This window comes from Paenibacillus sp. S29 (assembly GCF_049319765.1).
In the GTDB taxonomy this organism is placed as follows: domain Bacteria; phylum Bacillota; class Bacilli; order Paenibacillales; family Paenibacillaceae; genus Paenibacillus; species Paenibacillus polymyxa_B.
Map to the genome: position 1 here is coordinate 16,261 of NZ_JBMOUI010000020.1, position 17,127 is coordinate 33,387.

16 protein-coding genes and 1 pseudogene are annotated in these 17,127 nt (G+C 45.9%); 10 read left to right on the forward strand and 7 right to left on the reverse strand.

Annotated elements, in window-relative coordinates:
• The first annotated feature begins 16 nt into the window (after positions 1 to 16).
• The gene (locus ACL9RM_RS23780) at positions 17 to 3,052 is read left to right on the forward strand and encodes an endonuclease (protein WP_250268212.1); all 3,036 of its coding nucleotides are present in this window, start codon (positions 17 to 19) and stop codon (positions 3,050 to 3,052) included.
• Between the two features lie 241 nt (positions 3,053 to 3,293).
• On the opposite strand, the gene ACL9RM_RS23785 is transcribed toward ACL9RM_RS23780, so the two are convergent.
• Complete coding sequence (locus ACL9RM_RS23785; protein WP_025721144.1) at positions 3,294 to 3,641, reverse strand: hypothetical protein; 348 nt, start codon at positions 3,639 to 3,641, stop codon at positions 3,294 to 3,296.
• Positions 3,642 to 4,007: 366 nt separating this feature from the next.
• On the opposite strand from ACL9RM_RS23785, the gene greA reads away from it, so the two are divergent.
• Positions 4,008 to 4,487, forward strand: coding sequence for a transcription elongation factor GreA (gene greA / locus ACL9RM_RS23790; protein WP_013310174.1), 480 nt, complete (start codon positions 4,008 to 4,010; stop codon positions 4,485 to 4,487).
• 131 nt (positions 4,488 to 4,618) lie between these two features.
• Here greA and ACL9RM_RS23795 read toward each other — a convergent pair whose 3' ends face one another.
• Both ACL9RM_RS23795 and ACL9RM_RS23800 read right to left on the reverse strand, forming a co-directional pair.
• Positions 4,619 to 5,158, reverse strand: coding sequence for a transcription repressor NadR (locus ACL9RM_RS23795; protein WP_039274627.1), 540 nt, complete (start codon positions 5,156 to 5,158; stop codon positions 4,619 to 4,621).
• Complete coding sequence (locus ACL9RM_RS23800) at positions 5,155 to 6,309, reverse strand: IscS subfamily cysteine desulfurase (protein ID WP_250261466.1); 1,155 nt, start codon at positions 6,307 to 6,309, stop codon at positions 5,155 to 5,157. Before ACL9RM_RS23800 ends, ACL9RM_RS23795 begins: the two co-directional genes overlap by 4 nt.
• Positions 6,310 to 6,475: 166 nt before the next feature.
• Between ACL9RM_RS23800 and nadA the strand changes: the two genes are divergently transcribed.
• Positions 6,476 to 7,582 (forward strand): quinolinate synthase NadA, encoded by a 1,107-nt coding sequence (nadA, locus tag ACL9RM_RS23805; protein WP_250261465.1) that lies wholly within the window; start codon positions 6,476 to 6,478, stop codon positions 7,580 to 7,582.
• Positions 7,583 to 7,625: 43 nt separating this feature from the next.
• Here the strand turns inward: nadA and ACL9RM_RS23810 are convergent, their stop codons facing one another.
• Together ACL9RM_RS23810 and ACL9RM_RS23815 are read right to left on the reverse strand one after the other, a co-directional pair.
• Positions 7,626 to 8,078 (reverse strand): hypothetical protein, encoded by a 453-nt coding sequence (locus ACL9RM_RS23810; protein ID WP_414126585.1) that lies wholly within the window; start codon positions 8,076 to 8,078, stop codon positions 7,626 to 7,628.
• Positions 8,020 to 8,973, reverse strand: coding sequence for a PQQ-binding-like beta-propeller repeat protein (locus ACL9RM_RS23815; RefSeq protein WP_414126586.1), 954 nt, complete (start codon positions 8,971 to 8,973; stop codon positions 8,020 to 8,022). Before ACL9RM_RS23815 ends, ACL9RM_RS23810 begins: the two co-directional genes overlap by 59 nt.
• A 221-nt stretch (positions 8,974 to 9,194) precedes the next feature.
• Here ACL9RM_RS23815 and ACL9RM_RS23820 point away from each other — a divergent pair, with 221 nt between their 5' ends.
• The 3 genes and pseudogenes from ACL9RM_RS23820 to ACL9RM_RS23830 all read left to right on the forward strand — a co-directional run bounded on the left by ACL9RM_RS23820 (position 9,195) and on the right by ACL9RM_RS23830 (position 11,294).
• Positions 9,195 to 9,524 (forward strand): hypothetical protein, encoded by a 330-nt coding sequence (locus ACL9RM_RS23820; protein WP_223830783.1) that lies wholly within the window; start codon positions 9,195 to 9,197, stop codon positions 9,522 to 9,524.
• Positions 9,490 to 10,323 carry a membrane protein insertase YidC gene (gene yidC, locus ACL9RM_RS23825; RefSeq protein WP_250268216.1) on the forward strand — a complete coding sequence of 278 codons (834 nt, stop codon included), beginning with the start codon at positions 9,490 to 9,492 and terminating at the stop codon, positions 10,321 to 10,323. Before ACL9RM_RS23820 ends, yidC begins: the two co-directional genes overlap by 35 nt.
• A 297-nt stretch (positions 10,324 to 10,620) precedes the next feature.
• Positions 10,621 to 11,294, forward strand: a pseudogene (locus tag ACL9RM_RS23830) (phosphatase PAP2 family protein).
• A gap of 232 nt (positions 11,295 to 11,526) precedes the next feature.
• Here ACL9RM_RS23830 and ACL9RM_RS23835 read toward each other — a convergent pair.
• Positions 11,527 to 12,177 (reverse strand): undecaprenyl-diphosphatase, encoded by a 651-nt coding sequence (locus tag ACL9RM_RS23835; protein ID WP_250268217.1) that lies wholly within the window; start codon positions 12,175 to 12,177, stop codon positions 11,527 to 11,529.
• Between the two features lie 147 nt (positions 12,178 to 12,324).
• On the opposite strand from ACL9RM_RS23835, the gene ACL9RM_RS23840 reads away from it, so the two are divergent.
• Together ACL9RM_RS23840 and ACL9RM_RS23845 are read left to right on the forward strand one after the other, a co-directional pair.
• Positions 12,325 to 13,035, forward strand: a complete 711-nt coding sequence (locus tag ACL9RM_RS23840; RefSeq protein WP_235306313.1) for a response regulator transcription factor — start codon at positions 12,325 to 12,327, stop codon at positions 13,033 to 13,035.
• A complete protein-coding gene (locus ACL9RM_RS23845; protein ID WP_250268218.1) occupies positions 13,035 to 14,411 on the forward strand; it encodes a sensor histidine kinase in 1,377 nt (458 codons plus the stop codon). Before ACL9RM_RS23840 ends, ACL9RM_RS23845 begins: the two co-directional genes overlap by 1 nt.
• 80 nt (positions 14,412 to 14,491) lie before the next feature.
• Here the strand turns inward: ACL9RM_RS23845 and ACL9RM_RS23850 are convergent, their stop codons facing one another.
• Positions 14,492 to 14,965 carry a C40 family peptidase gene (locus ACL9RM_RS23850; RefSeq protein WP_061830140.1) on the reverse strand — a complete coding sequence of 158 codons (474 nt, stop codon included), beginning with the start codon at positions 14,963 to 14,965 and terminating at the stop codon, positions 14,492 to 14,494.
• 353 nt (positions 14,966 to 15,318) lie between these two features.
• Here ACL9RM_RS23850 and ACL9RM_RS23855 point away from each other — a divergent pair, with 353 nt between their 5' ends.
• Together ACL9RM_RS23855 and ACL9RM_RS23860 are read left to right on the forward strand one after the other, a co-directional pair.
• Positions 15,319 to 16,353 carry a glycosyltransferase family 4 protein gene (locus ACL9RM_RS23855; RefSeq protein WP_250268219.1) on the forward strand — a complete coding sequence of 345 codons (1,035 nt, stop codon included), beginning with the start codon at positions 15,319 to 15,321 and terminating at the stop codon, positions 16,351 to 16,353.
• A gap of 5 nt (positions 16,354 to 16,358) precedes the next feature.
• The gene (locus ACL9RM_RS23860; protein ID WP_250268220.1) at positions 16,359 to 17,102 is read left to right on the forward strand and encodes a succinylglutamate desuccinylase/aspartoacylase family protein; all 744 of its coding nucleotides are present in this window, start codon (positions 16,359 to 16,361) and stop codon (positions 17,100 to 17,102) included.
• Positions 17,103 to 17,127: the final 25 nt, after the last annotated feature.

The following is a 17,127-nucleotide window of genomic DNA, read 5'->3' on the forward strand; positions in this document are numbered from 1 at the left end:
AAACAGGAGGAAAAGAATGGGAATCTTTCGTCGTTTTACATCCCGTAGCTTCAAATACGCAACTGCTATGGTTTTCACTTTATCGTTGTACGCTGGTGTTGCGGGCAGCATGCAACCGGCACGGGCAGAAGGTCCGGCGGACCCAGCCCCCTTCATTGCAGCGAAAGTGGTCAATGAGAACGCTGGTAAAAAAGTGCTGTTTGATAATACACATGGACAGACAGCTGGCGCAGCAGATTGGGTGATTGATGGTGGATTTTCAGACTTCGGCCAAGCCCTCGCGAGTAATGGCTATGATGTACACGAGCTTCGCCAATCTACGCCTATTACTTACAATGATCTAAAAAATTATGATGTATTTGTTACGGCAGAGCCGAATATTCCTTTTAAACAGAGCGAACAGGCTGCAATGGAGCAGTATGTAAAAGCAGGCAATAGTATTTTTTTCATTGGAGATCATTATAACGCGGACCGCAACAAGAATCGCTGGGACGGATCGGAGAGCATTAATGGCTATCGTCGTGGTGCATGGGAAGACCCTGCGAAGGGAATGAGTGCGGAAGAAAAAAGCTCGGCAGCAATGCAGGGCGTAGTCAGCTCAGATTGGCTGGGCAGCCAGTTTGGTGTGCGCTTTCGCTACAATGCATTAGGCGATATCACGGCCAATCAGATTGTCGAGCCAGCGCAGGCGTTCGGCATTACAGCTGGAGTGAGCAATGTGGCAATGCATGCAGGATCAACACTCGCGATTATCGACCCAGCGAAAGCCAAGGGAATCGTATATCTTCCTAAAACCAATCAGGCTTGGGGCAACGCGGTAGATCAGGGCGTTTATAACGGAGGCGGCATTCCGGAAGGACCTTATGCAGCTGTATCGAAATTAGGGCAAGGCAAAGCTGCTTTCATTGGGGACTCGTCTCCTGTCGAAGATGCAACGCCAAAATATTTGCGCGAAGAGACAGGAACCAAGAAGACAACGTATGACGGCTTTAAGGAGCAGGATGACGCTGTGTTATTGGTTAATATCGTAGACTGGTTGTCCAAGAAGGAGGAGTATACCAGCCTGACGGAAGTGAAAAGCTTACAGCTGGACCAGCCGACGGCATTACTGCCTTTTGAAGAGCCGCAGACTTCCACGGAACCACAAGCCGAGCCTTGGTCCGCTCCCGCAGCCGGCTACAAATGGTGGGATCAGCGAACATTCAAAGCAGGGTCCTATGGCGGATCTACAGCCAGTGCGCAACCAGTGTACAGCATCGTTCGTCAAGAGCAGCTGCCCAATGCACAGCCTTTTCAAATTCGGGTTACTGCCGACCAACTGGCTCCTAACAGCACGATTAGCGGATTCAGCACAGGTATTTATGTTGCAGGCGGCAATCAAGTAGCTCAAATTCAAAATCCGGATGGAAGCTGGCCAACCTCTTACGGCTATAGCGGAACATTTAGCCTGGAGTCCAACGGCAAAGGCCATGCCTATAAGGACTTGACGGTGCGGATCAAGCCGGGAACCAGTGGTTCAGCTAATCTTAGACTGAGGCAAAACGGCAGCAATCTGCTGACCCAATCCGTCGTGCTGGCTGATGTCCCGGCCCAGCCGTTGCCTGAGGAAGGCAATACGGTTCCAGCTCGTATCAGTGTCGCAGAAGCACGGAATCTCCCGGCTGGCAAAGTCGTGACCTTAGAGGGTGTTGTGACGACAGAACCAGGTGCATTCGGTGGTCAAGCCTTTTACATGCAGGATGAAAGTGGCGGTATTTATGTATATCAGAACCAAAGCGGCTTTCACCAAGGGGATCGAGTAAAGCTTACAGCAAGCTTGGCACTGTATAATAGTGAGCTAGAGTTAACCGATCCAGTGGCAATTGAAAAAACGGGAGAAGGACAACTTCCGGAAGCTGTACAAGTCACCGAACTCAGTGATGCGAACCAAGGGCAGTTGGTTGAGCTTCCTACGGCAATGATTCGTAATGTGATAGACGCCACTCCCGTAGGTTCGTTTGAATTTGATGCAGTATCTGGTGAAGTAAGTCACCATGTGCGCGTCGATGCACGGACAGGCTTAACTCGAACATCTTTTCCATATCAAGAAGGACAGCAAGTGAAGCTAAAGGGAATTTCGGCGATTTTCAAAGGGATTTATCAGTTAAAACCGCGTGGACTGGATGATTTTTCAGCTCAGGCAGGCGCAGCTTTGCAGGAAGTAGAGCTTTCAATGGATCAAACGACCCTCAACATTGGGGATACGGCAGCGACACATCTCAAGGGTACGCTGACAGATGGCAGCGAAGCTGATTTAAGCCCCGCTTCTGTTCAGTATATCAGCAGTCATGAATCCGTTTCGCTGGATACGTATGGAGAACTTAAGGCCCTAAAAGAGGGGAGCGCGGAGATTACAGCCAGCGTCACCTTGGACGGTAAAACGGTCGTATCCAATCCTGTAACCGTTAGAGTCGAAAAGACTGCTGTAGGTGAAGTGCCGGGTAAGCCTGTGCTGTCGCATGATAACGGGCAGGACACCGGGCTGAAGGATGGCAACTACAACATCACCATGAATCTGTGGTGGGGTACGAATGGTGATGAACTCAAGTTGTACGAAAACGACAAGCTGATTGGCACCCAATCGTTGCAAGCCGCTTCCCCTGGAGCACAGCATGCAGTCATTCCTGTTACAGGCAAGACCAATGGTATCTACACGTATACTGCAGAACTGATCAACGCTTCTGGTAAAACGACCAGCGATCCGTTAACTGTCGAAGTGACCGATGCTTCCCCTGGCATTCCAGTGCTGTCTCATGACAATTGGGACGGTGACGGCACCTACACCCTTACAATGAACATGTGGTGGGGCACGAATGCGACAAAATACAACTTATATGAAAATGGAGAACTGATCGATGCCCAGGATTTTCCAAGCCAAAGCCCGCAGGCCCAAAGTGCAGTCACCAACATCCAAAATCAAAAGCCGGGTACATATGAGTATCGGGCCGAGTTAGTCAATGCTTCAGGAAAAGTTTCTAGTCAAACGATAAGTGTAGAAGTAAAGGGCCATTAAGTAGGAATGATGGGCCGTTAAAAAGTAAGAGCATCTATTGACCTCGTGAGAGTCTATAGATGTTTTTTTATTTTTTTCGAAGCGGGAATTATCATTTTAGGATTGGGTTGGCGAAGCGGAAAGTCCATCTATATCTGAGGAGCCATAGAAGAACATGGCAACTAGAATCACAATAATGACAACCTCTGCAAAATATTCTCCATCAAACTCACTCACCGCATAAGTCTCCTTTCGCCACTTGTTAATTATTTATTTTCTGTGAAAAGGCTTGTATCACCTGGTCCAGTGTCATATTCCCGTTATCATTTAAAAATTTCACCATATTATCGACATTGGATGGAGTGGATGCTAGTGTTTTGTATTTTCCTGTGAGTCCTAAAAACAATGTTGCTTGTCTGTATAAAGTCACGGAATCGACGTTTAGTTTTCCTGTTAGTAGGAGGGCTGCCACGAGGACCTCCACATTTTTTCCTTGAAGCGCAGAAAAGATAGCCGAATTACTGTTTAATCCATTTTTCTTTTGACCGTTGAGGGGGGATTTGGATTTACGATTCCCGTTCCCATTACCATTCTTTCCTAAGGAAGCCATTGAATCTTCCTCCCGCCATATACTGCTCCTGCCTGGTTTTCACAAAATTCGAGACAAGGACAGCGGCACTCCATGTGCTCATCAATATACGTTATGATCATACGATATGCGAATAAGAGAGCATTGGTTACTATAAGAATCACTCTGGCTGAAGGCAGTTGGCTACTGTTATCCAGTAATTTATTTCGCATGTTGGTCCGATTTAGAGTAAACTACAATAAAGCAAGCCAAATGAGCATTTGCATAAATCCCAGGAGCGTTTTCAATCAGCAATGTTTAGACTGAAACGGTTTAGTTCGTTTATTGTATTTTTGAGCGTTGAATTGGACTTAAGCAAAATGCTGAAATAGGAGTTGTAGATAAAATATGTCGAATGAAGAAGTATTGTTAACTAAAGAGGGATTGGCCAAGCTGGAGGATGAGCTTAAGGAACTGAAGACCGTAAAACGCAAGGAGCTAGCCGAACGCCTTAAGTTGGCTATCAGCTACGGCGATTTGAAAGAAAATAGTGAGTATCACTCAGCCAAGGACGACCAAGCGTTTATGGAAACCCGTATTCTCATATTGGAGAAGATGCTGACCAAAGCCCGGGTCGTGGATGAGAGTAATTTAGACCTTAGAACCGTTAGTATCGGATCGACTGTCATTCTGAATGACATCGAATTTTCAGAGAAGATGGAATACAAAATTGTAAGTCCTGCTGAGGCGGATGTTCTTGATAACAAAATTTCCTATGAAAGTCCTTTAGGCAAGGCACTTTTGGGAAAAGAAGTGGGCAGTATCATTCATGTGGATGCACCCATGGCTGTAATTAAATATGAGCTGCTTGAAATTAAGCTCACATAGTTCATTCCCGATTCCCTTATATGAGGGGGCCGGGATTTTTTATTTCTCGCTGCCTACAATACCGTCCATGTGGAGCACAGTTGCACTCCACATACTGGACAGGATTTTCTTTACTCCGCTAGCGCACTAAGTTAGTCCGTCATTAGGAAGCCTGCTTGCTCCAATGCAGCGCAGGCATCATTAATTTTATCTTCGTCCGAGGCATTCAAGGTGTGCAGGTGGATGCCTCCCGTCAGCTGGGACAAATAAGTGGCCTGGGTGGAGCTGATTTTACGGATAAAATCGTCCACTTCCTTGCGAGTTCCAACCCGTATCGGAGCAGTCAGATCTCCGTATACCGGATGCTCAACAATAACATCCTGCACACTTACACCGTAGTCCACAATCAGCTTTAGTTCCTCTTCTGTCTGTTCAGGTCGATGTTTACACACAATAATACGTGAGGCTAAAGGAGTTGCCTGACTCGCAGGCTCCATATAAATGTATCCTTGACTTGTTGCAAGGATAGGCTCTTGGCTTGCTTTTAACAGGGAAATATCCTGTACAATTACTTGTCGGGAGACGGAGGATCTGCGCGCCAGTTCGCTCCCGGTCAGTGGTGATTCGCTCTTGAGCCACAACAGTAGCTGTTCGCGACGATCCGTACCTGACCGTTTTAAAGATTCAGTCAACGGGATAAGCTCCTTTCTTTTCGATGCGTCAGGTCTGTCAAAATATCTACCAATACATTCAATTCCTCGATGGTGGTCGTTCTTCCGAAAGAAACACGGATAAATTGTAACGCTTCACGGCCGGATGCTCCAAGCGCCTGTAAAGCAGGCGAAGGATCGTGGTGTCCGGCAGCACATGCGCTTCCAGTTGATATACAGACACCTTTGCGATTACATTCCAGCATAACATATTGTCCCTCGTAACCGTGAAAAAAACATCCTACTATATGATGAAGCACTGCTTTATTCTCGCTTTCCTGTACGGCCCAACGTAACGGAATGGATCTTTCCTGGATTTTCGTAATAAAGTGTCTTCTCAGGGTAGTATATCGCTCCTGATGCGACTCCATCTGTTCGGTCATCATTTCTGCCGCCGCGACAAAGGCTGCAATCCCGGGAACATTAACCGTTCCAGGACGAAATCCGTTTTCATGTAGTGTATCAGGGTACACGGGACGCCACGGGGTTCCGGGTTTGAGATATGCAGCACCGACACCTTTGGGGCCATACACTTTATGGCTTGATACAGAGAGTGCATCTACTCCCATGGATTCTACATCTACGCGAATATTCCCAAATGTCTGTACCGCATCACTGTGCAGCAAAATACCCCGTTCGCGTAGCAGGGGAGATAAGGCAGCAAGGTCCTGAACCAGTCCCGTTTCCGAATTAGCGTGTTGTACGGAGACAAGTCCGGTGTCTTCTCTCAGGTGAGGTAAAAGAGTTTCGCGAGTCATCCGTCCTTCCCGATCCGGTTGCACAATGGTCAGTTCATAGCCCTGACGTTCCAGCAAAGTAGCGAGGTTGTACATCGAGTGGTGTTCCAAAGCGCTCATGATCCAATGCTTTTTATGCTGCGGCAACCCGTTCAGGATCGATTGCACAACCAACATATTGGATTCTGTTCCCCCTGTTGTAAAATAGATGCCTTCCTTTTGCCCGCCAATCATATTTGCTATTCGTTGCCTGCTGTAATCTAGCGTATAGGCTGCTTGACCGCCCGCATCATGGAGACTGCTGGCATTTCCGAACATTTCCTTATTTAATACGTTATACATATTTAGAGCTTCGCCACACATAGGTGTGGAAGCGGCATAGTCCAGATAAATCACACCAAATCCTCCCTACTTAAAAATAATTCCATTCAAAAACTCTTGAGATTATTGTAGGCATGTGTAAATATAAGTGTCAAGACACTTGTAAACATGTATGTACACAGAGCGGTTATCTGTTCGTGAGAGCGGGAACGATCAGCCGCATCGATATGGAGGGATTCTAATGTCTATGCTTGACGTTTTACAAGGAAATCGAGGGCTTATGCCAGAGCATTATAAGACACTGACGGTTGCTGACATGGAGCAGCGAGTGGCCGAGCTGAAACAAAAATGGGGACCCAAGCTGCTCATACCGGGCCATCACTATCAGAAGGACGAGGTTATTCAGTTTGCTGATATAACAGGAGATTCTCTACAGCTTGCTCAATTGGCTGCACAAAATCAGGAAGCGGAGTTTATTGTATTTTGTGGGGTACATTTTATGGCGGAGACAGCGGATATGCTGACTACTGATCGACAGACTGTTGTCCTGCCGGATATGCGTGCAGGCTGCTCGATGGCAGATATGGCGAATGTGGAGCAGACAGAACGAGCATGGAAGAATTTACAGGAGTTGGTAGGAGATACGATCATTCCGTTAACGTATGTAAATTCCACAGCAGAGATCAAAGCCTTTGTAGGACGGCATGGCGGGGCTACTGTGACTTCTTCGAATGCTAAGCAAGTGCTGGAGTGGGCGCTGAAGCAAAAGGAACGTATTTTGTTTCTGCCGGATCAGCATTTAGGTCGCAATACAGCTTACGATCTTGGAATTCCGCTAAATGAAATGGCCGTGTGGAATCCAATGACCGATCAGCTTGAGACTGAACAGGACCCGGCAACTGTAAAAATTATTTTATGGAAAGGACATTGCTCTGTTCATGAAAAGTTTACAGTAGATCACATTCGCAATGTCCGCGAGCGTGATAAGAACATCCGGGTCATCGTTCACCCCGAATGCTCTTATGAGGTCGTACAGCTCGCAGATTGCGCGGGCTCCACAAAATTCATCATCGATACCATTTGCGCGGCAGAGCCGGGAACCCAATGGGCTGTTGGCACAGAAATGAATCTCGTGCAACGAATCAAACAGCAGTACCCTGAACAGCAGATTGAATCGCTCAATCCCGATATGTGTCCCTGTCTGACCATGAACCGGATCGATCTTCCCCATTTGCTGTGGGCAATGGAGCAGTTTGATCGGGGTGAGCCTGTGGGTGTGATTCGTGTGGATGCTCAGATCAGACAGGATGCTGTACTAGCATTGAATCGTATGCTTGCTATCCGTTAACCTTTTGCTGTTCCAGCGAGAATGCTGCTTGAAATCTTTGGCCTTATTTTAAAGAAGCAGGGAGCTTGACGCCAAGCAGACGGTTTCCGCTTTGAATAAATATCATTCCACCGGATTTGAGCGTTGGACCGAAGGAGCGTGAGCCTGTGTTGTCAGCAAACACGGGCTTTAAGCTCATCAAATCATAGCCATGAAATACGCCATCTGATTGCCCGACATAGACTCCTTTACCGAATACGTCAGCTTGAACGGTCGGATTATCGCCGTCGTAATGAATGAATTGACCTGAGGACAGCTTCATAGCAGTCAGTCTGGATGTACTAAAATCTTGGTAGAACATGCGACCTTCATGAATAGACAATAAAGGAACAAGTTGATCATAGCCATTTTGCGCCCACTTGCGAGCAGGTTTGCTGTCTGGCTTGTAGTTCCAAAAATCATAGGAAGCTAGTGTCTCTCCCTGAAAGATCTTTGCCGTACAAAAAAGCAGAACCATATACACCTCCAGATCGGTAGACACCGTCTTTATTTTCAGGCTCGGTCCAGCGATACTGACGATCTCCTTTGGATTTACCTGTCTTGAGGTCGTACTGTGCGATCGTAACTTTATGGTTTACCGGGTCATCATCAATCATAAACGTGTTGGCTACAGAGTATACGATTCCGTCTTTAACCGCCAGTGGAAAGGAAGTTCTAAAGCTGTCCCAAAGCTTTTTGCCGGTTTTAGCGTCATAGGCATTGATCTGTTCAAAGGTCAGGCTGCCTTGTACATTATAGTTGCGGATAAGCACACCGTCAGTTTCCATTATTTCGCCCAAACCACTGTATGAGTTCTTATCCTCACTAATTTTCCATTTGAGTTTGCCGCTAGCAGCATCAATGGCAGCGGTCTGCTCCGACTGTGTAATGTATACTGTTGAGCCGATTCGATGAATTTGATCTGCCTTCGTAAATCCTAACGGTGTGGTCCATACTTTCTTGCCTGATTCTGTAACAGCATAGATAGAGCCGCTTTGTGTCATCCCGTAAATGATGCCGTTGCTATGAATCAAAATAGGGGTTAGCTGATCACCATATTGCCACAATTTCCGTCCCGAGTTGGCCTCAAGGGCAACCAGTCTGTGGTTAGGATCAACAGCGAACACCTTACCGTTTTCTGCTACTGCAACCGCCTGATTTGAATACTGGTTTCTATCGATTGGGATAACGGGAAAAGACCAGGAAGGTTTGATCACAGGTGCTTGGATTGAGGTGCTATAAGCGCCGTTACTCATAGAGACCGCAGACGGCTCTGCACTTGCCTTTTCAGCGAATCCACCGCTGATCAAGGGCAACCCAATGCTGGCTACCGCCAATCCTGTAAACAAAGTGTTATGTATCGTTTTTCTCATACGCGCTGGCTCCTTTAATGGTTAATAGGGGAGTAAGGATTTCAGAAAGTCACCTTTGATTAGACTGTAAAAAAACCAAAAGTTTCATGTTGTATTTGCATTTTGGTTGTTTTGAGCATAAATATTTAAATTCAGTTGCTTGTGTCGAACCTGTATCTCTAATTAAAGATTAGTCGCTTGTCCGGTTTTCGTGCTATAATTGTGGCAACAAACCGAAGGAGGTGAATCCCTTGTTTGAGCTTCAGGACCTACTCCCTTATTTATTTACAATCGGCTTACTGTGCACAGTGACTTATACGTATCTCGCTCATTTGCATGGCAATGTACCCGAATGCTGGGTCGAAGGCGGGCCCGTAAGGTCTCATGCTTCTCCACAGATGCCGATGTCTGCCCGTGGACAGGACATGCCTGTCCGGCTGGCCCGACATATCCGGCGTAAGGAAGCGCCGGATGAAGATGCATCCGATTGTTCTCCCTCGTTGAACGATGGCACAGCCAATCAACGAGGAGGAACATATGAAACGATTCAAGGGATTCACCTTTTGGGGTAAAAAAGAACGGATATTTGGATTAATGGTAGCGTTGGCGGTGGTCATGCTGCTGTCTGGTTGTGGTGCGAATGCTGCGGAGATAAATGCACAGACACCGGGATTTTTTAATCATTACGTGGTGTTCCCGCTTTCTTGGCTTATTCAGCAATTGGCGCAATGGTTTGGTGGAAGCTTTGGGCTGGCGATTATGACTTTGACATTTATTGTTCGGCTGGCCTTACTTCCTCTTATGATGCGTCAAACGCGTGCCCAGCAGGGGATGAAGCGCAAGATGAGCGCCATGCAGCCCGATTTGGACCGAATTAAGAAGAAGTATGAAAACAAAAAAGATACCACCAGTCAGCAGAGTATGCAGCAGGAAATGATGTCGCTTTACAAAGAGCATCAATTCAATCCGCTTAATATCGGTTGTCTGCCTATTCTCATTCAGCTCCCGATCTTGAGCGGTATGTACACTGCAATCCGCTTAACCCCGGAGCTGGCGTCTCACTCCTTCCTATGGTTCCGGCTCGGACAGCCGGACTGGATTTTGGCAATCGTCGTCGCAGTCGTATACTTGGCACAGGCCAAGCTTTCTCAGCTTCAGATGACGCCTGACCAGCGCAAGCAATTTGCGATCATGGGCTATCTTTCACCGATTATGATGGCGATCTTTTCCTTTAATGCCCCTGCTGCCATGCCATTATATTGGACAGTAAGCGGCACCTTTTTGCTGCTTCAGTCGCTGTGGTTCCGCAGACGCTATCCAATAGAGGAAGCAGAGAGTAAGGTTAAACTTGGAGAAGTCACACCAACCTAAATAGAAGATGACGTTTGTTTAACTTGGGAATTGCACTTGTAGTATGCCACGTGTAATCATAGGATGTCATTCGAGCCGTTTATAAGGCTTGAATGGCGTCCTTTTTTGATGCTGCTTTTTTTCGATACACTCCGCTTGCGATTTTGTAGTCAATATGAAATCCTTATATTATAAAGTGACGCACCTAATTCTTTTAATGAAATGATAAGAGAAAAGTGGGCAAAGTAAGACCTATATGTAAGCTAATGCTGAACTTTGTTTTATCACGCAATGAATATTATGGAGGAACTATAGAAAATGAAGCAAACATCAACAAAGCTGCCCATTTCCTTGGCTCTGCTCACATGTATAGTATGTGCATTCGGTTTTGGCTTGGTCGCATTATGGGTGAGTGACCATCAAGTTCGGCATTTTGACCAGGAAATTATTTCGGCTATTGGACAACTAGAGTCGCCCGCCATGACCCGTCTAATGAAATTTTTTACCATGATCGGCAGTGGGATTCCAGTTGTGATCATCATTTTAATTGCCATGTTCGTGCTCTATAGAGTATTGGGACACCGCAGAGAACTGCTTTTTTTGGCGGCTGGTGTATTGGGATCGGTAATGCTGAATACGATACTAAATTGCTTTTTCAGCGTGCGAGACCGGAGATTAACCGTATTATTGAAGAGAATGGATACAGCTTTCCAAGCGGGCATTCCATGACAGCTTTCAGCATGTATGCGGCGCTGACATTTTTAGTGTGGAAGCATGTTCCTTCTAGGCTGGGGCGTATCCTTCTTATTGTACTCAGCAGCCTGCTGATTGTAGCAATCGGGACGAGCCGCATTTATTTGGGCGTACATTATCCGAGCGACGTTGTGGGTGGCTATTTTATGAGTGGCTGCTGGATGGCGGCTTGTATTTGGTTTTATCAGCGGTACGAAGAACGACGAATGCTGCCACTTCGCTCCAAATCGACAGCATAACGGGTAGCAGAAATAATAAAGCTTATAAAAAAGCAGACGCTTTAGCGTCTGCTCAGAGTGTCGAGAAAGTCTAGAGGACTTTTCGACACTTCTATTTTTATATGGGGAGACGCATCTTTTAAAACAAAAATCGATTTAAAACGATCTGAGGACCCTAGTTTTTAGACCACTAAGACAGTTTTAAACCCCCTGCAAAAAAACAGGGGGTTTCTCGACAGCCTGAGCAGACGCTTTAGCGTCTGCTTTTCATTTGGACAGAGGAAGTGTGCTCAGTCATCTTAGTTCTGGCCTGTTCACCAGGCTTGAGCCCCAGCTTCTGCTCCCATTTTTCATAAAATATAATAGCCGCCTGCATGAAGATGCCAGGAAGCTTCCGGCTACGAATGAAATGATGAACGCCGACGGCACAAACTGCACCAATAAGCGCACCTGCCAAAATATCCGAGGGATAATGCACTCCGGTCCACACGCGGGATACTGCGATGAGTACAGCCAAGATAACCCAGAGAACACGAAATTTTTGATGATGAAGCCATAAAATTGTAGCCAGAGCAAACGATCCAAGGGCATGGTTACTCGGGAATGAAGCATTAGGATCATGATGAATAAGCTGAATGACTGAATGTCCGACAAAAGGCCGATCTCTGTAAAACAAATGTCCAAGGCACCAACTAATTACAAAGCCGATACAAACCGTTATGACGGCTTCTAAAACCATCATCCGATGCGGCATTTTAAAAGTGAACCAGTACATCAGCAAAGCCACTCCGAATAAATACGGTGCATATTGCGCCAAGAAAAGCATGGTTCCATTCAAAAAGGCGAGGGAATTAGCCAGTTCATTGATCCAGTGAAATAAAGCATAGTCTACATTAATTATCATGAATAAATTACTCCTTAACATCAAAAAATTGAATAACAAAGTTATATTATAGAGCGACTACACGGATAAAAGCTTAAAATCAAATAAAAAATGAATGTCATTTCCATTACTCATTTGTTTTTTCTATAGAAAATAGGTGGTTTTGCAATGGAAAAGTCGGTGCTGGTTATTGATGATGAAGAGAAGATATCCAGATTGCTTCAGTTGGAGTTATCCCATGAAGGATATGCAGTTGAAATCGCACAGACGGGCAGAGAAGGATTGGAAAAAGCTCTAGCTGGTAAATGGGATATCATCATTCTGGATGTAATGCTGCCGGAGATGAACGGGGTCGAGGTGCTAAAGCAGATTCGAAAAGTGGACAATCATACACCAGTAATTATGGTCACTGCACGTAACACGACTCCTGATAAGGTTTCAGGTCTGGATGAAGGTGCCAATGATTACATTACGAAGCCTTTTGAGATCGAGGAGTTATTAGCGCGGATGCGGGCCAGTATGAGGCATCAAATGGAGCCAACAGCTACCGCTTTACAAGAAGAGGATAAGCCGCCGTCTAGGCTCCAAGTGGACAGCTTGGTGTTGGAACGCAAGACACGGTTAGTGGTGCGGGAGGGCAATCGAATCGAACTGACGCCAAAAGAATATGATCTGCTTCTCTATCTGATGGAGCACAAAAATCAGGTATTGCAGCGGGATCAAATGATTCAGGACGTGTGGGGATTTGATTTTGTCGGTGATACGAATGTCGTAGATGTGTATATCCGGTATGTTCGCAAAAAAATTGATCATGGATACAAAAAGAAATTGATAAAAACCGTGCGCGGCGTTGGGTACTGCATCCGGGAGGAAGACTAGTGAAGCTTCGGACCAAAATCACCCTGCTCAGTTCTATTTTAGTGATGTCGATACTCCTGTTTGTGGATGTTACAGTTCACCTATTGTTCGTCAAAATCGCTACGCGAAACGAAAGAGAAGTGCTGCAAAATAAATGGACTGAAATCATTGCCGAAACAGGACCCACGATGATTCTAAAGAATGCATGGGGCTCCAAACTAAAAGATGAGCTTTCTGGAGACACCGCTCTGAGAGTGTTTGATCAGCAATCCCGACTTCTGTATGAAGTAAGTCGCCAGTCCCGATTTAAGCTGGGCGGTATACGTTTTAACACTTCACAAAGTTCTCAACTGACAGATGTACAGGGTCATAAAATTCTGGTAATCCATCTCCCTGTGCTTTCTCCAGAGGGTAATCAGAAGGGGACCCTGGAGATTGTAGAAAAATGGGATGCACTCGAAACCAATCTCGATATTTTAAATACGATCCTCATCACATCCACTGTAGGGGCTATGTTGCTAAGTTTGGTAGGGAGCACGATTTTGGCGAATGCGATATTGCTGCCGATTTCAAGTAGTATTCAAACGATGCAGGAAATTGAAAGAAGCTTGAAATTCAAAAAAATCCCCGTTGGTGGTCACAATCAAGATGAATTGTCCCAAATGACCGCTACTTTTAACCGAATGATGGAGAGATTAGAAGAAAGCTTTCAGAGTCAGCAGCAGTTTGTTTCAGATGCCTCACATGAGCTGAATACGACACTTATGATTATTGAGGGCTATGCCAACATGCTGCGGCGGTGGGGTACGCGTGATGAGGAGATTCGTAAGGAATCCATTGAGTCGATCTATGAAGAAACTCAGCGAATGCGTACGATGACACAGCAGTTGCTGACTCTTGCCTCCTCACAGCAGAAAGACCCTGAGCCGCATGAGCGGATCGAAATGATCGGTTGTTGTCAACAGGTAGTAGCGCATCTCAAGCCTGTACATGATCGTCAAATTTCTATTTTAACAGAAGAGAACGAAATTTGGCTGGATGCCAACCTGACAAAAATGAAGCAGTTGCTAGTGATCCTGCTGGATAATGCATTAAAATACAGTTCGGATGAGATCGAAATAGGGTTATCTACTGATGAAAAGGATGTCTATATCCAGGTTAAGGATTATGGGATCGGAATACCTGAGGGCGAGATCAAGCGGGTCTTTGAACGATTTTATCGGGTAGATAGCTCCAGACATCGTAAAACCGGAGGAACCGGGCTGGGGTTGCCGATTGCCAAGGCAATTACAGACGCCCATCAGGGTACGATACGTATGGAGAGCGTAGAAGGAGAAGGAACGGTAGTCATCGTCACGCTGCCCCAAAGACAACAGGAAAGGCTGTCCCTCCAGTAGAATATCTACTCGCGGAACAGCCTTTTTATTGTTACTTGTAAGTTAAGCATTCGGTGGATGGAAATCATCTAAAATTTATGCTAAAGGACACGACGTGCTGTTGTGTAATTGCGACTCCACCATCCCGAATTTAGATCTGTAACCGTTACGCCGCCTTTACCATACGTATGCAGAATTTTGCCGTTCCCCATGTAAATGGCTACATGATGAATTGGCGCATAGAAAAAGACCAAATCGCCTTTTTTCAGCTGGCTACGCGGTACGAAAGTGCCAACAGTTGATTGCTGTCTGGAAGATCGCGGAAGCTTGATGCCATTTTGTGCAAATACATATTGAGTGAATGAAGAGCAGTCAAAAGAGCTTGTACTGCCAGCTGGGGCTCCATGTTGATAACGCACGCCCATATACTGGGAGCCTTTAGAAATAATCCGATCAGCTTTACTTGCCGAAGCGGCATGAGTGGTGGCTGGTCCAACGACGAAGCTCCCCGCGCTCAATGCCAAAGTCATAGTAAAGCAAATACCCATCCACAATTTTTTAGAAGTACGTTTCATATATAAATTCCTCCGTTATTCGTATTGTGTTGATGTCCTGAAATGACAATAACACAAATAAAATGTCCGGAATTTACCACTCGTGGTTACAAACCTGTTACCCCAACGCTTTGTCCTCATTTATTAGAAAACGATGAGAATTTCCTCCTTAATTTTGGCTTGACAAAATGTATAGATTCCACTTATAGATAGGCTCGTATGATAAAAATCGACTTGCAGTCGATTGGCACAAGCAATCACGCAAAATATACATACCTATATACTACAATTTATAACCTGTACGGGAGTATGCTCTGATTCCCGTTTACATCGTAAGGATCACACCGTATTTCCGGTCAGGAAGGGGAATTTGTATGGCTTCAAAGCAGAATAAAGCACTCAAAAAACCACGTTTAACCATTGTTCAGGTCATTTCCAACTATCCCGATGCACAGCCGGTACCCTCCAACAAGGGCGGAACGGAAAAGGTCGTGTATGAATTAACGGAGGAATTGGTGAGACGAGGGCATCATGTATCTCTTTTTGCCGCCCGTGGGAGCAGGAGCAGCGCGCGGTTGATTCCCTATCCCAAGGGTTTGAAACATAGTCAGATCCCCCAATATGTACTCCGGCATATGCCTTCCGACACACATATCATTCATGATCATACCTTTCGTTCTGCTGTGGGGCGTAGGAAGCTGCCTTGTCCATCGGTATGCACCGTTCATCTTCCAGTGAAGAGACATGGTAAAAACCCAGTATATGTAAGTAAACGAGCGCGCCAGCTGATGGGCAGGGGCAAAGGTTTTTATATCTATAACGGTATCAACACACATGAATACGAGTTCAGCAGTGAGAAGCGTGGCTATTTGCTGTTCATGGGCAGAATCATACGAGATAAAGGTGTATTGGAGGCCATTCAGGTTGCAGAACGAACAGGAAAAAGACTGCTTATTGCAGGTCCTATCAAAGCACCAGAATTTTTCCGTAAAGAGATTCAGAAACGAATTCAGCGCAATCCGAATATACGCTATGTAGGCGCAGTTGGAGGCGATCAGAAACAGAAGTTGCTGAAACATGCAGAGTGTCTGTTGTTTCCGACACTGTGGGAAGAGCCATTCGGACTTGTCATGGTTGAGGCCATGGCTTGTGGAACACCGGTGCTGGCATTAAAAAATGGCTCCGTTCCCGAGGTACTATCGGGCTTTCCACAGTTGATCTGCAAATCGGTTAGCCAAATGGCACGAAAAGCACAGCAAAAAAATTACCCGTCACCAGCGCAGCTACGTTTGTATGTGACTCAAAGATTTACCAACAAACAGATGACCAGTAACTACTTAAGACTATACCGTGAAATCATCCGTCGGCGAGAACAGAAGAGAGGACAACGGCAGCCTATACGGAGGTGAAGGAGATGCAGGTCAAACGATATATGCTCGGAAAGGGCTCTTGGGCAACTCCTTATTATATAGCTACAGGGGGACAGAAAGGTCCGTGTGTGATGGTAGTGGCGGGAATACATGGTAAAGAAATAGCAAGCATACGAGCTGCTGAGAAATTGGTAAAGCTTTTGAATCAGCAAAAACTGCGATTTAGCCATGGTAAGCTTATAATTGTACCGATTGTAAATCAAGAGGCTTACCGCAAACGGATTAGAGGAATACCTGATCTTAATCGAACCTTTCCGCGCAAAAAAAAGCAGCTGGCAACACAACCACTTTCCGCTGCTCTATTCAAATTAACACAAAAGCATCAACCTGAATGGTATCTCGACTTGCATGAGGCCAACGGATTGTCACAAAAGGATGCCAAGGTGCTTGGTCAAACGCTAATCTCCAATAAGGCCAATCCGGTGGTACCTACGGTTCGTCGGATTATTAAGCGAATGAATCGCTCCATCCAGATGAGCGACCGACATTTCAACATTCGGTTGCATGAGCTTCCAGGTTCCTCCCGCACTGCTGCAGCCCGTATTTTAGGTGCACGCGCGGTTACCGTGGAAACGGGTTGGAGCCTGCCCAAGAAAGTACGCATACACTATCAGTTGGAGATCGTCCAGCATTTTTTAAAAGAAGCCGGAATAGTCAAAGGCAACGAGGTTTATTTATCTGCCAAGGTTAGAACGGTTACCTCAAGAAAATATGGCACCACAAAATAAAATCGCTTCTGGAGCAAGGATTTTT